This is a genomic window from Virgisporangium ochraceum, from assembly GCF_016863655.1.
GTDB lineage: Bacteria > Actinomycetota > Actinomycetes > Mycobacteriales > Micromonosporaceae > Virgisporangium > Virgisporangium ochraceum.
Genome location: NZ_BOPH01000036.1, coordinates 42,750 through 56,468, shown reverse-complemented (window position 1 = coordinate 56,468; position 13,719 = coordinate 42,750). Strand labels below are relative to the sequence as shown.

The following is a 13,719-nucleotide window of genomic DNA, read 5'->3' as shown; positions in this document are numbered from 1 at the left end:
TCTTTCTAAAGGGTCCTTTAGGATGCTAGCTTCGCCTGCATGGCGGAGGACGCATCGAAGGTGAACGTTGTCAGTGAGCCGGAGCGGGTGCGGGCGCTCGCCCATCCCATCCGGTTAGCCCTGCTCGACGTCCTCGAACGGGGCGGGGAGCGCACGGCCACGCAGTGCGCCGAGGCGATCGGCGAGAGCGTGGCCAGCTGCTCGTTCCACCTGCGGATCCTGGCCAAGTACGGGTTCATCGAGGCCGGCGAGCGGCGCGGCCGCGAGAAACCGTGGCGGTCGGTCGGCCGCAGCCGCACGGCCTCCCCGGACTACGACGACCCCGCCTCGGTGCGCGCGGTCGGCGCCCTCGCCGAGCTGACCCTGCTGCGCGAGACCGAGCGGATCAGCGCCTTCCTGGCGAACCTCCACCGGCTGCCACCGGAGTACCGGGACGTGGTCGGCCTGGTCAAGTCGACGTTCTGGGCGACGCCCGCCGAGCTGGCGGAGCTCGCCCACGACCTGCAGACCCTGATCGGCCGGTTCAGCGACCGGTGGGAGCGGCCCGACCTGCGTCCCGACGGAGCCCGCCTCGCGACCCTGTTCGCCGCGCTCAACCCCGAGATCCAGGACGCGCTCAACCCCGAGATCCAGGACCCCGGGATGGAGGAGTCGTGAGGGCGGCCCTGCGGGCGCCCGGCTTCGGGGGGCTCGTCCTCGTCTGGACCATCATCAACCTCGCCGACAGCATGCTGTTCCTCACGCTGGCGATCTGGGTCAAGGACCTCACCGGGTCCGACGGCGCGGCCGGCGCCACGCTCGCGGCACTCGCCGTTCCGGCGCTGTTCGCCCCGCTCATCGGTCACCTCGTCGACCGCTTCCCGCGCCGCCGGCTGGTCTCCATCGCCGCGCTGGCCGCGGCCGCGAGCGTCCTCGTTCTGACCACCACCGACGAGCTGTGGGTGATCTACGCGGTGACCATGGTCTACGCGGCGGTCGGGTACCTGCTCTCCGCGGCGCAGGCCGGGCTGGTCCGCGACCTGCTCCCCGACGAGCACCTCGCCCCGGCCAACGGCCTGCTGACCACGGTCGACCAGGGGCTCCGGCTGATCACGCCGATGGCCGGCGCCGGCCTGTACGTCACGGTCGGCATGGACGCGGTGATCGCTACGACGGCGGCGTTGTTCGTGGTCGCGGCCGTCGGGATGACGGCCGTCCGGGTGACCGAGACAGCGCCGGCCACCGAGCGGGAGCCGTTCCTCCGCGAGGTGACCGCGGGCTTCCGCCACCTGTTCGGCACGCCCGTCCTCGGCGGGATGACGGTGGCGCTGGCCGTGGCGATCGGCGTCACCGGCCTCACCAACACGACGAACTTCGCCGCGATCGAGGTGGGCCTCGGCAGCGGGCCGGCCATGCTCGCCGTGCTGGCCAGCGTGCAGGGCGCCGGAGCCGTCGTGGGCGGGCTCACCGCGGGCCCGCTGGTCGCGCGATGGGACGAGCGGCGCACGGCCACGGTCGGGCTGGTGCTGCTCGGGCTGGGCATCGCCCCGACGATGGGCACGAGCCTCGCCCTCATCGTCGTCGGGCTGCTCGGGTGCGGGATCGGCGTGTCCTTGACGGTCGTCTCGTTCGTCACGCTGCGGCAGCGCCGCACGCCGCCGACCCTGCAGGGCCGGGCGGCCGCGGCGTCGAACATGGCCTTCAACGTGCCGCAGCTGTCCGCGGCCCTGGCGGCGACGGGCCTGATCCTCGTCGTCGACTACCGGGTGCTGATCGGGGTCACCGTCGCGGTGATCCTGGTCGCGGCCGCCGGGATCGGCCTGCTCCGGACCCGGCAACCGGAGGACGGGGCCGCACCGGCGCCGGCCGGTACGGTCGGCGGATGATCGGCGTCCCTGTGCCCGACCCGAAAGGTCGACCACCGCTGTCATGCTGACCCCATGCCAACGCGGGTGATCACCGACGTCGCCTACGCCGAGCCGGTCGGCCGGGCCCACCTGCTCGACCTGTACCTCCCCGACGGCGGGGACGACCCCGACGGCCCCCACGACCCCGACGACCTCCGTCCGCTGGTGATCTGGACCGGCGGCTCGGCCTGGCTGGCCGGCAACGGGAAGGACAGCGCCGGTCCGATCGCCGCGGTCTTCAACCCCCTCGGGTACGTCGTGGCCGGCGTCAGCATCCGGTCGAGCACCCAGGCGGTGTTCCCGGCCCAGCTCGACGACATCAGGACCGCGATCGCGTGGCTGCACGGGCACGCCCACGACCACGGGATCGACCCGGGACGCATCGCCGTCATGGGTGACTCGTCGGGCGGCTGGACCACCGTGATGGCGGCGCTGACCGACGACCACGTGCGGGCGGCCGTGGCGTTCTACCCGCCGACCGACTTCCGGCGCATGGACGAGCAGATGCTGCCCGGCGCCAGCGCCGCGTTCAACGAGCGGATGGGGCTGACCGACTGCCACAACGACCCGCTGTCGCCGGAGTCGCGGCTGATCGGATGCGCGGTCCAGTCATGTCCCGAGCGGGCCGACGCGGCCAGCCCGCTGACCTACGTCGGTCGGCGGGAGGCGCCGATCATGCTGCTGCACGGTGGCAGCGACGCGCTCGTCCCGCACGGGCAGAGCGTGCTGCTGTACGAGGCGCTGAAGGCCAACGGTTCCACCGCGACGTTCTACTCCGTACCGGGAGCCGGCCACGACTGGCGTGCCGTGCTCGATCCGTCCACACAGGACGGTACGACGGTGCGCGACACCGCGCACGGCCGCGAGCGCGTCGGGCACACCCCGCCGACGTGGGCCGCGATCGAACGGTTCATCCGCGCGGCGCTGGACGGGCGGTAGCGTCGAGCAGGTGCGCGCCCGGGCCCCGGCGCGCCAGGGTGTCGGCGGGATTGACGAGCTGACATTCGTCGAACGACAGGCAGCCGCACCCGATGCACGACGTGAAGCGGTCACGCATGCGTTCGAGCTTGGCGATCCGGGCGTCGATCTCCTCCGACCAGCACCGTGACGCCCGCTGCCAGAACTCCTTCGTCGGCGGCGCACCCTCCGGCAGGAACCCGAGCACGTCGCGGATGAGGGCCAGCGGGATGCCGACGCTCTGCGACGCCCGCACGAACGCGATGCGCCGCAACGTGGTCCGGTCGTAGCGGCGCTGGTTGCCGCCCGTACGCCGGCTGTGGATCAGCCCTTCGCGTTCGTAGAAGCGCAGAGCGGACGCGGGAACGCCGCTGCGCGCGCTCAGCTCCCCGATGGTGAGGTCGGCCACGCGTCCCACCGTAGCTTGACTTCAACCCTTGTTGAAGTTTGACGGTGGAGCCATGACACACACCGTTCTCGTCACGGGAGCCACCGGAAACATCGGCCGCCACGTCGTCACCGGCCTGCGGGAGCAGGGCGTCACGGTCCGCGCGATGACGCGTCACCCGACCGCCGACGGCGAGATCGCCGGCGACCTCACCGATCCCGGGTCGGTCGAGCGGGCCGCCGACGGCGCCGACGCCGTCTTCCTGCTCTGGCCGTTCCTCTCCCCCGACGGCGCCGATGCGGTCGCGAGCGCGATCGGACGCTCGCACGTGGTCTACGTGTCGGCGATGAGCGCCCCGCTGGGCGGCGTGTGGGGCGCGGTCGAGGAATCCGTGCGGCGCGCCGGCGACACGTGGACGTTCCTGCGCCCCGGCGGCTTCGCCACCAACACGCTCGAGTGGGCGCCCGCGATCCGGGCCGGCGGGCCGGTGCCGATGCCGTACCCGCTGGCGTCGAGGTCCCTGATCCACGAACGCGACATCGCCGAGGTGGCCGTGCGCGCCCTGACCGACGCCGACCACGCCGGGCGGACCTACGTACTGACCGGCCCGTCGGCCCTGACCATGGCCGAGCAGGTGACGATCATCGGTGATGCGGTGGGCCGCCGCCCGTACGCCGTCGAACAACCCGTCGACGAGTACCGCGAAGCGATGGCCGCGGTCACGGGTGACGCCTTCGCCGCCGGCGCGCTGCGGTACTGGGCCGGCCTGGTCGACGAGCCCGAACCGGTCACCGACACGGTCGCGGAGGTCCTGGGCCGGCCCGCCCGCACGTTCGCGCGGTGGGCGGAGGACCACGCCGACGACTTCCGCTGACCACCCACCGGCGGCGGCGCGATGGCAGAAAACGCAATACCCGTGGCATTGCTGCCGCGCCGGCGCCCGACCACGATGGGTGCCATGCGCCGGGTCGTGTTCGTCGTCCACGAGGGGTTCCAGCTGCTCGATCTCGCCGGTCCCGCCGATGTCCTCGCCACTGCCACGCTGCTGGCCCCGCCGGGCGACGGGTACCGGATCGAGGTCGCGGCGGCGGGCGCCGGCACGGTCACGGCGAACACCGGGATCGGCGTCGAGGCGTCGGTGCCCCTGGCCGGGGTCACCGGCGACATCGACACGCTGGTGGTCGTCGGTGGGCTGGAGGTGGAACGGCATCTCGGGCTGGCCGGGCAGATCGGCCGGTTGTCGACTCTGGCGCGGCGGACGGCCTCGGTGTGCAGCGGCGCGCTGCTGCTCGCCGAGGCCGGGCTGCTCACCGGTCGCCGCGCCACCACGCACTGGCTGTCGGCCGGGGCGCTGGCCGCCTACCCGGGCGTCACCGTCGACGCCGACCGGATCTACCAGCGCGACGGCGTGGTGTGGACCTCGGCCGGGGTCACCGCCGGCATCGACCTGGCTCTGGCGCTGGTCGCCGACGACCACGGTGCCCGCACCGCGCGCGACGTGGCCCGCGGCCTCGTGGTGTACCTGCACCGGCCGGGCGGGCAGAGCCAGTTCAGCCCCGCGCTGCGGGCGCCCGCGCCCGACGAGGCGCTGCGTGACCTGCTGGCCCACATCGACGCCCATCCGGGCGCCGACCTGAGCGTGCCGGCGCTGGCCCGGCGGGTCGGGCTCAGCGAACGGCACTTCGCCCGCGTGTTCACCGGACGCACCGGCATGTCGCCCGGCCGGTACGTGGAGCGCAGCCGCGCCGAGGCCGCCCGGCGGCTGCTGGAGACCACCGACCACCCGTTGGACCGCATCGCCCGCGACACCGGCATCGGCGCGCCCGAGACGCTGTTCCGCGTGTTCCGCCGCCTCTGGCGGATCGCGCCCGGCGAGTACCGCCGCAGATTCGCGACCAGATAAGGAGATCCGATGCACGTAGCGATCCCGCTCTATCCAAAGTTCACCGCGCTCGACGCCGTCGGCCCGTACACCGTCTTCGCGTTCGCGCCCGGTTGGCGGGTCACGTTCGTCGCCGCCGAGCCGGGTCCGGTCACCGACGACGTCGGCACGCTGACCCTGCGGGCCACCGCCGCGTACAGGGAGCTGCCGGGTCCCGACATCGTCCTCGTGCCCGGCGGCGCCGGCACGGTCGAGGCCATCGGCGACCGCGCGCTGCTCGACTGGATCGCCGCCGCCCACCCGCACGCCCGGTGGACCACCTCGGTGTGCAGCGGCTCGTTCCTGCTCGGCGCGGCCGGTCTGCTGCGGGGCAGGCGCGCCACCACCCACTGGGGCTGGCTCGACCAGCTCGCCGGCGTCGGCGCCGTACCGGTCAGCGAGCGCATCGTGCGCGACGGCGACATCGTCACCGCGGCCGGCGTGTCGGCGGGCATCGACATGGCACTCACCCTGCTCGGCGACACCGTCGACGAACGCACCGCGCAGGCGGTGCAGCTGGCGATCGAGTACGACCCGCAGCCGCCCTACGACACCGGTTCTCCGCACAAGGCGCCGCCCGGACTCATCGAGACCTCGCGCGGGCTGATCCCCGTCTAGGCCCGCTCACCCCGGGCACCGCCACGTGACGGCGGCGCCCTCGTAGTCACCCACCAGCGTCGAGCCGTCGGCGCTGATCCAGTCGATCCTGGCGAGCTCCGGCAGCCGGTGCGTCGTCCCGTCCGGAGCCACCGCCAGGTCGGCGACCATCGCCGGTTCCTTCTTGGCGGTGAACCAGCCGCCGGAGCCGGCGACCCGCGACCCCCGTTCGACGAACAGGTCGTCGAACACCTCCACGAGCCCGGTGCGCAGGTTCCACAGCACCGGCCGGCTGGCGGGGTAGCCGGTCGGCTCGCCCGCGTCGGACCCGAACTCGACCCTCTGGTCGGTCGCCAGGGTGGTGAACAGCAGGTCGCCGTGGACCGAGCCGTACTCCAGCGAGCCGGGGAGGGTGAACCCCGGCGGGGCGTCGATCCGCAGCCGGGTGCCGTCGGGGCGGTGGACGACGACGGCGTCGCCGCGGTCGACCGGGGACCGGCGCTCACCGGTCCGCAGCGCGATCACGGTGCCGTCGTCGCGGATCGCCACGGGTGTCAGGCCGGCCTCGGCGATGACCCGGGGCCGGTCGGGACGGCCGGCCGGCCAGACCACCAGCGCCGTGCGGTCGTCGGGTGAGCCGAGGGTGCCGAGGGCGTCGCCGCGTTCGTTCACGTCGACGACCAGCGCCTGCCGGTAGCCGTCGGGCTTCGCGAGCGTGTGCACGGCACCGTCGCGGTAGAGGTAGCTGACAGCCGTGCCACCCGGGTCTCCCGGGTCTCCCGGGTCGTAGCCGACGACGGTGCCGCTCGTGGTGACCCCCACCGCCCTCGCCCGCTGGGCGCGCAGGTCCGGCCAGCTGAACAGCGTCGGCTCGCCGCGGGTCCACAGGGTCAACGGCTGGAAGCTGTAGTTGACGGCGGCGACCCGCTCACCCCTGTCGTCGACGGCCTGCACCGAGTAGGAGCCCGCCATCGGTGCGGGTAGCGGCGTCATGGCGCACTCCCGCGTGCTGCCGGCGACGGTCGTCCGGTGGACCACCCGCGTCGCGGTCGCGATGTCGCCGGCGGTCGGCTCCGGCGCGGTCCACCGGTTCGCGACCACGGCGGCCGGGACCGCGACCGCGACCACCGCGAGCACGGCGGCGGCCGCACGCCCGGTGCGGCGCCGGCGGAACGACCGCCGGCTGTCGGCCATGAGACCGCCGACGTCGAGCCGGGTCGCCGGGATGTCGCAGTCGCGCAGCAGCGTGCGGACGTCGTTGTCGTCACTCATCGGTCAGCCTCCTCTACGGCCACCCCGGTACCGAGGATCTCGCGCAGCGCGGCCAGTCCACGGCTGCTGTGGCTCTTCACGTTCCCCTCCGAACAACGCAGGATGTGGGCCACCTCCGCGACCGGCAGGTCGCAGAAGTACCGCAGCACGAGCACCGTGCGCTGGGCGGTGGTCAGCCGGGCCAGCGCGTCGCGCAGCGCCTGCCGGTCCTCGACGCCGCTGTCGGGCCGGGCGGCGGCGCGGTCGGGTAGCCGGTCGGTGAGCAGGACCCGGGCCCACCGCAGCCGCCGCTCCTGGCTGAACCGGCGCACCAGGCTGCGGTGCACGTACGCGTCGACGTTGTCGGCCGCGCGTACCCGGTGCCAGTGCCGGTACAGCTCCATCACCGTGCCCGCGACGATGTCGTCGGCCCGGTGGGCGTCGCCGCACAGCAGGTACGCGGCGCGGTGCAGCGCCGGCAGCCGTGCCGACACGTACTCGGCGCACTCGCGGTCCCGGTCCATCCCCCACCTTTCGTCTTCCTGATCCTCCGATGCTCACGCCCGCCGCCCGGGTTGCGGTACGGACAGAATGGGACAGATCAGAATCGGCGGTGACCGGCTGACAACCTTTCCGGTGCCCGGGCCCGACGGACAGGCAGAGGGGGGAAGCGCATGGAGTTCGTCGACTACGTGTCGGCACGCACCCGGGCCGTCCACCGGTCGGCGTACCTGCTGTGCGGCGACGCCCACCGGGCCGACGACCTGGTGCAGGCGACGTTCGTCTCGTTGTTCCAGCACTGGCGGCGGGCGCGGCGGGCCGACAACCTCGACGCCTACGTGCACCGCATCCTCGTGCGCCGGTACCTCGACGAGAAGCGGCTGAGCTGGAGCCGGGTCCGCCTGATGTGGGCGACCCCGGAGCCGCGCGCGGCCGAACCCGAGGTCGCCGACGACCGCCACCTCATCGTGGCCGCGCTGCGGCAGCTGCCGAAGGGCCAGCGGACGGTGCTGGTGCTGCGGTACTTCGACGACCTGTCGGTGGAGGAGACGGCGGAGGCGATGGGGTGCACGACCGGCACCGTGAAGAGCCAGACGGCGCGGGCGCTGGCGGCGATCCGACGGCTGCTCCCCGAGGAGACGAGGAAGCGATGACGGTGGACGAGGCCGAGCGGGTGCGTGCCCTGCTCCACGACGTGGGCTTCCCCGAGCCGCGGCACGACATCGGCGAGACGGTCCGGATCGGGCGGCGCCGCCGGGCGACCCGGTGGACGACCGTGGTCGCCGCGGGCGCGGCGGCGCTCGTCGGTGCGGCGGTCGCCGTCCAGGGCGGACCGGCGGCGCCCCCGCCCCGGCGCGACGACGAGGTGGCGCGCCCGGCAACCGACTGCGACCTGGAGAACCTGCCGCTGCCCGACGGCGTCACGTCGGCGACGGTGACCGGCATCGACCCCACCGGCCGGTTCGTCGTCGGCTCCTCCGACCGCGACGCCGGCATCCTGTGGACCGACGGCCAGCCGCGCCTGCTCCCCGCGGGCTCCGGCGGCGCCGCGGCCGTCAACGCGTCCGGGGTGGTCGTCGGTACCGCCGGGACGGGCGACGCCAGCCCCGCGTGGGTCTACCGCGACGGCCGGGTCGAGCGGCTGCCGGTCCCGCCGGACGGGGGCGCCAGCGCGGTGAGCATCAACGCCGCAGGCGACATCGCCGGAACCATCGCCGGGTCGGCGGGCACTCCGGCCCCGATCGTGTGGCCGGCCGGCGAGCCGCGCACCTACCGGCTCTACACCACGCCGGGGCCGCCGGTGGTCCGGGCGATCACCGACACCGGCGTCGTGGTCGGTGGTATCGAGGGCCGCGGTCCGTACCGGTGGAACGCGTACGGCGACGGTCAGGCGTTGCCCATCATGCCCGCGGCGGCCGGCGGCGTCGCGGTCGACGCCACCGGCACCTGGGCGACCGGCCTGCTCCACTGGTCGTTGGACCGGCCCGACCCGAGGGTGAACAGCTACTTTCCGGGCGGACGCACGGCGGTCCGCTGGAACCTCGCCACGGGGGAGGTCACCGCGACCGGTATCGACACCATGCCGGTCGCCGTCGACCCGACCGGGCGGGTGCTCCTGCCGCAGGACCCGCCCCGGCTGGTCGGGCCGGACAACGTCCAGCGGCCGCTGCCGGTCGACCGGCGGTCGCACGTCACCGTCGCGGTCGGCATGAGCGACAACGGGGTCGTGGTCGGCTACGGGTCGGCCCGCGACAAGGATCCGGCCACCGGCCTGCTCGCCAGCCGACCGCTGCGGTGGGTCTGCGTGGGCTAGCGGAGGACCACGAGCCGCTCGGTCGCCCGCGTCATCGCGACGTAGCGGTCCACCGCACCTTCGATCCCCGCGCCGAACCGCTCCGGGTCGACGAGCACGACGAGGTCGAACTCGAGTCCCTTCGCGGTCCCGGGTGTCAACGAGCGCACCCGTTCGCGCGGGCGGAAGGCGGGATCGCCGATGACACAGGCGATCCCGTCGTCGTGGGTGGCGAGCCACGTGTCGAGCACCGCCGGAAGGTCCACAGTGGACCCGTACGTCACCGGGATGCCGCTGGCGCGGATCGACGTCGGCACGTTGGCGTCGGGCAGCGCGGCCCGGATGACCGGTTCCGCCTCGGCCATGACCTCCCGCGGCGTGCGGTAGTTGACGCCCAGCGCGGCCAACCGGATACCGTCGCCCGATCCACCGCTCCCACCGATGCCGACGCGTTCGAGCCGCTCCCGCCACGACTCGGTGAACCCGTGCCGCGCCTGCGCGCGGTCACCGACGATCGTGAAGCTGCGCGACGGGCAGCGCAGCAGCAGCATCTGCCACTCGGCGTCGGTCAGCTCCTGCGCCTCGTCGACGACGACGTGCGCGAACGGGCCGGCGCGCCGGTCGTGATCGCGCTCGACGGGTGCGGTGCCCTCGAAGAGGTCCTCGCGCAGCGACTCCTGGCGCAGCATGGGCATCACGCCCTCGGGGTCGTCGTCGGCCTCGATGAGGTCCTCGATGACGCGGGTCATGTGCCCGCGGTTCGCGGCCACGGCGGCGGCGCGCTCGCGCTCGCGGCGCGCGATCTCCGGGTCGCCGAGGCGCTGCCGGGCCGCGTCGAGGAACGGCAGGTCGGCTGTGGTCCAGGCCGTCGGGTCCTTGCGCTGCAACGCATGGACCGCGTGAGCGTCGAGCCATGGCGCGCACCTTCTCAGATACGCGGGGACCGTCCACAGGTCGCCGACGAGGTCGGGCGCGTCGAGGATCGGCCACGCGCGGTTGAACGCGGCCGCCAGTTGCCGGTTGCGGGCCAGGTCCTCGCCGTCGTTGCGGTCGGCCAGGATCTCCAGTAGTTCCGCCCAGATCCGCTCGCGGGCCTCGTTGTGCGGCGTACCGGGGTCGGGTGCGTCGAAGGCCCGCGCCCAGTCGTCCGGGCCGACCCAGAGCTCGGACCCCGGGGTGCTGACCCACATGCCTTTCGCGGGCGGCTCCTCGTAGAACCGGACGGCCGCCTCGACCGCTGTCACGAGGCGGGCGGACGCCTTGAGCCGGCCCACCTCCGGGTCGGCCTCGGCCACCGCGGCGGCCCCTTCGGGCACGAGGTCGCGCAGGGTGCACGTCTGCACGTCCTCCTCGCCGAGGCTGGGCAGCACGTCGGACACGTAGGCCAGGTACGGCTGATGCGGTCCGATGAAAAGCACCCCGCCGCGACGGTGGCCGAGCCGCGGATCCGAGTAGAGCAGGTACGCGGTGCGGTGCAGCGCGACGACGGTCTTGCCCGTACCCGGGCCACCGTCGACGACGAGCGCACCGCGGGAACCCGCGCGGATGATGGCGTCCTGGTCGGCCTGGATGGTGCCGAGCACGTCGCGCATCCGGGGCGACCGGCTGCCGCCGAGGCTGGCGATGAACGCCGACTGGTCGTCGAGCGCGGCGTGCCCGTCGAGGCCGTCGGCGGTGAAGACCTCGTCCCAGTAGTCGGTGATCCGGCCGCGGGTCCAGCGGTACCGGCGGCGGCTGGTGAGGCCCATGGGGTTGGCGTGGGTCGCGCCGAAGAACGGCTCCGCCGCCGGCGACCGCCAGTCGAGCAGCAGGCGGACTCCGGAGTCGTCGGTGAGGCCACGCCGTCCGATGTAGACGGTCTCGCCGTCGCGCACCATGTGGCCGAGGCACAGGTCGAGGTCGTAGCGGCGCAGCAGGCGCAGCCGTGCGGTGAGCCGCCGCACCTCCTGGTCGCGGTCGACCGCCTGCCGGCCCTTGCGCGCCGGCGCCCTACGCGCGGCGTCGAGGCGCTGCGACAGGTCGGCGACCGTCCGTTCGAGGCTCTCCGCGATCGCCGCGAAGTGCCGCTCGTCGCGGGCGATGAGGGCGGGATCGGCCTTGCCGCGCAGCCGTTCGGGAAGGTCGAAGGCGCGGGTGGTCACGGAGTTCACGCCAAGGACTGTGCGCCATCACCCGGGTCTTGCCGCAAGCCCCGGGGTGCGGTATACGTTATGAATGGGAGGAGTTGTGTCCTCCCATTTTTCGTGCCCTCGGCGCGACTATCGCGCGCCCACCGGCCCGACTACCGCGCCCACCGGCCCTTTACGACGCCGCGCGCAGGCAGCGGCGCAGCCGCCGCAGCCCTTCGTCGACGCGGTCGGTGGGGATCGCGCCGAACCCGAACATGAGACCCGGCCCGCCCGGCCCGGTGAACCCCCACATCGCCAGTCCCGCCCGCGCGAGCGGCTCCTCGAGGTCGACCGGTTCCCGCAGGTACGCGCTCAGGTGCAGACCGGCGACCGACGGGATCACCGACAGCCACGGCGACAGCGGGCCGGCGAGGGCGGCGGTGATCCGCTCGCGGCGTTCGCGGTAGGCGCGGCCGGCCCGGCGCAGGTGCCGCGACAGGGCGCCGTCGTCGAGGAACGTGGCCAGGGCCGCCTGCGTGGGCACGCTGGTGTGCCAGTCGGCGACGAACTTCGCGGCGCGTACGGCGTCGCGCAGGTCGGGGGGCAGCACGACGAAACCGACCCGCAGCGTGGGCAGCATGACCTTCGAGAACGTGCCGACGTACAGCACCCGGCCGTCGCGGTCGAGGCTGTGCAACGACTCCAGCGGCTGGCTGGTGTACCGGAAGTCGCTGTCGTAGTCGTCCTCGACGATCGCCGCCCCGTGCCGGCTGGCCCAGGCGAGCAGGTCCATCCGGCGCCGCAACGACATCGCCACGCCCGTCGGGAACTGGTGCGACGGGGTCACGTACACCAGCCGGGCGTCCGACGGCAGCGCGTCCACGACAAGGCCTTCACCGTCGACGGGCACCGGCACCACCCGCGCGCCCACCGACCGCCACGCGTTCGCCGGCGCCCAGTACCCGGGCTCCTCGACGGCGGCGCACGCGCCCGGTTCCAGGAGCACGCGCCCGATCAGGTCGATCGCCTGCTGGGTCCCGGACGTCACCACGATGTCACCGGCTCCGGCCGTCACCCCGCGCGAGAGCCACAGCCGGCGGCCGATCGCCGCGCGCAGCCCGTCGTGCCCGGCCGGGTCGCCGGGCATCGCGACGCCCATGGCGCTGGCCCGCAACTGGTCGGCGACCAGCCGCCGCCAGGTGGTGTGCGGGAACAGCCGCACGTCGGGCACGCCGACGCGGAAGTCGAACGCGGGGGTGTCGTTCAGGTCGCCGGGCACCGCCATGCCGGTCCACACCGCGCGTGGCCGCAGCGGGCCGGCCGGCCGCCCGGAGCCGGTGTCGGCCGCCGCGCCGTCCGGCAACGCCAGGCTGTTGACGAACGTGCCGGCACCGGTGCGTGTGACGAGGTACCCCTCGGCCACGAGCCGGTCGTACGCCGACGTGACCGTGTTGCGGCTGACGCCCAACCGGACCGCCAGCTGCCGGCTGGCCGGCATCGCGTCGCCGGCCCGCAGCCGCATCCCGAGGATGCCGGCGCGGATCTGCCGGTAGATCTGCTCGCCCAGATTCGCGTCGCGGTCGATCTGGAAATGCAGCTCCATCGTCGGGAGATTCTAGGTGGACCCATCAAAGTGGCGGTGAATTGGCCCTGTGCGCGGGTCCGCCGGCCGCCCTACGGTGGTCCGTCGGGGGAACCCGCGTGGCACTCCGTTCACAACGGGGGACGCGGAGTGCCGCAGACGACGGATCGCCGGCGGGGGGCGCCGGCGATCCGTCCACCCCACCTCCGCGCGCATTCCGTTCCGCGCATTCCGTTCCGCGCACTGCCGTGCCTCCAACCGCCGCACCACCGGCCCCGCACCACCGGCCCCGCACCACCGGCCTCGCACCGCCGCACCACCGGCCTCGCACCGCCGCACCACCGGCGTCGCACCGCCGGGCCTCGAACCGCCGTGCCCCGCAGCGCGCACCGCCGCGCCCGCCGCGCCCGCCGCGCCACGCCACGCACTCCGCACACCCCGCGCACCGCCATGCACCCCGCATCGCGCACCGCCACGCCTCCCACAACCCGCCCGCCGAACACACCCGTCACGCCTCGTCACGCCTCGTCGCGCCATGCCCGCCACGCCGCGCCATGCCCACCCGCCGCGTCACGCCCGTCCTGGGCCTCGCCACCGCGCGCCGATCTTGCAGTTGTGGCCCCCGATAAAGGCGGACATACACAGAAATAAGGGCGGCCACAAGTGCAAGATCGGCGAGGGAAGAGGCGCGGGAAGAGGCGCGGGAACGGCGGCGGGCGGCGGCGGGACGGCGGGA

13 protein-coding genes are annotated in these 13,719 nt (G+C 74.0%); 8 read left to right on the top strand and 5 right to left on the bottom strand.

All coding sequences use genetic code 11. The annotated features are described in order from the left end of the window. Positions 1-39: 39 nt before the first annotated feature. Genes Voc01_RS15120 through Voc01_RS15110 form a run of 3 tightly spaced genes read left to right on the top strand, consistent with a single transcriptional unit; the run spans position 40 to position 2,825 of the window. Positions 40-657 carry a winged helix-turn-helix domain-containing protein gene (locus Voc01_RS15120; RefSeq protein WP_203928041.1) on the top strand — a complete coding sequence of 206 codons (618 nt, stop codon included), beginning with the start codon at positions 40-42 and terminating at the stop codon, positions 655-657. After that, the gene (locus Voc01_RS15115) at positions 654-1,865 is read left to right on the top strand and encodes an MFS transporter (protein WP_203928040.1); all 1,212 of its coding nucleotides are present in this window, start codon (positions 654-656) and stop codon (positions 1,863-1,865) included. Before Voc01_RS15120 ends, Voc01_RS15115 begins: the two co-directional genes overlap by 4 nt. A 54-nt stretch (positions 1,866-1,919) precedes the next feature. Beyond that, complete coding sequence (locus Voc01_RS15110; protein ID WP_203928039.1) at positions 1,920-2,825, top strand: alpha/beta hydrolase; 906 nt, start codon at positions 1,920-1,922, stop codon at positions 2,823-2,825. Here the strand turns inward: Voc01_RS15110 and soxR are convergent. Next, the gene (gene soxR / locus Voc01_RS15105) at positions 2,797-3,252 is read right to left on the bottom strand and encodes a redox-sensitive transcriptional activator SoxR (RefSeq protein WP_275423720.1); all 456 of its coding nucleotides are present in this window, start codon (positions 3,250-3,252) and stop codon (positions 2,797-2,799) included. The two genes, Voc01_RS15110 and soxR, sit on opposite strands and share 29 nt — an antisense overlap. A gap of 52 nt (positions 3,253-3,304) precedes the next feature. Between soxR and Voc01_RS15100 the strand changes: the two genes are divergently transcribed. From Voc01_RS15100 to Voc01_RS15090, 3 genes are all read left to right on the top strand, one after another. Continuing rightward, entirely contained in the window at positions 3,305-4,105 is an 801-nt protein-coding gene (locus tag Voc01_RS15100) for an SDR family oxidoreductase (RefSeq protein WP_203928037.1), read from the top strand. A gap of 84 nt (positions 4,106-4,189) precedes the next feature. Continuing rightward, positions 4,190-5,134, top strand: coding sequence for a GlxA family transcriptional regulator (locus tag Voc01_RS15095; protein ID WP_239160207.1), 945 nt, complete (start codon positions 4,190-4,192; stop codon positions 5,132-5,134). Positions 5,135-5,143: 9 nt separating this feature from the next. Then, complete coding sequence (locus tag Voc01_RS15090; RefSeq protein ID WP_203928036.1) at positions 5,144-5,770, top strand: DJ-1/PfpI family protein; 627 nt, start codon at positions 5,144-5,146, stop codon at positions 5,768-5,770. Positions 5,771-5,776: 6 nt separating this feature from the next. On the opposite strand, the gene Voc01_RS15085 is transcribed toward Voc01_RS15090, so the two are convergent. Both Voc01_RS15085 and Voc01_RS15080 read right to left on the bottom strand, forming a co-directional pair. Continuing rightward, positions 5,777-7,021 carry a hypothetical protein gene (locus tag Voc01_RS15085; RefSeq protein ID WP_203928035.1) on the bottom strand — a complete coding sequence of 415 codons (1,245 nt, stop codon included), beginning with the start codon at positions 7,019-7,021 and terminating at the stop codon, positions 5,777-5,779. Further along, entirely contained in the window at positions 7,018-7,524 is a 507-nt protein-coding gene (locus tag Voc01_RS15080) for a SigE family RNA polymerase sigma factor (RefSeq protein WP_203928034.1), read from the bottom strand. The genes Voc01_RS15085 and Voc01_RS15080 overlap by 4 nt, the downstream gene beginning before the upstream one ends. 150 nt (positions 7,525-7,674) lie before the next feature. Between Voc01_RS15080 and Voc01_RS15075 the strand changes: the two genes are divergently transcribed. Both Voc01_RS15075 and Voc01_RS15070 read left to right on the top strand, forming a co-directional pair. Continuing rightward, on the top strand, positions 7,675-8,154 hold the full coding sequence (locus Voc01_RS15075; RefSeq protein WP_203928033.1) for a SigE family RNA polymerase sigma factor: 480 nt from the start codon (positions 7,675-7,677) through the stop codon (positions 8,152-8,154). Then, positions 8,151-9,314, top strand: coding sequence for a hypothetical protein (locus Voc01_RS15070; RefSeq protein ID WP_203928032.1), 1,164 nt, complete (start codon positions 8,151-8,153; stop codon positions 9,312-9,314). Before Voc01_RS15075 ends, Voc01_RS15070 begins: the two co-directional genes overlap by 4 nt. Here Voc01_RS15070 and helR read toward each other — a convergent pair. Then, positions 9,311-11,434 (bottom strand): RNA polymerase recycling motor ATPase HelR, encoded by a 2,124-nt coding sequence (gene helR, locus Voc01_RS15065; RefSeq protein ID WP_203928065.1) that lies wholly within the window; start codon positions 11,432-11,434, stop codon positions 9,311-9,313. The genes Voc01_RS15070 and helR overlap by 4 nt on opposite strands. A gap of 160 nt (positions 11,435-11,594) precedes the next feature. Then, complete coding sequence (gene pdxR / locus Voc01_RS15060; protein WP_203928031.1) at positions 11,595-13,004, bottom strand: MocR-like pyridoxine biosynthesis transcription factor PdxR; 1,410 nt, start codon at positions 13,002-13,004, stop codon at positions 11,595-11,597. Positions 13,005-13,719: the final 715 nt, after the last annotated feature.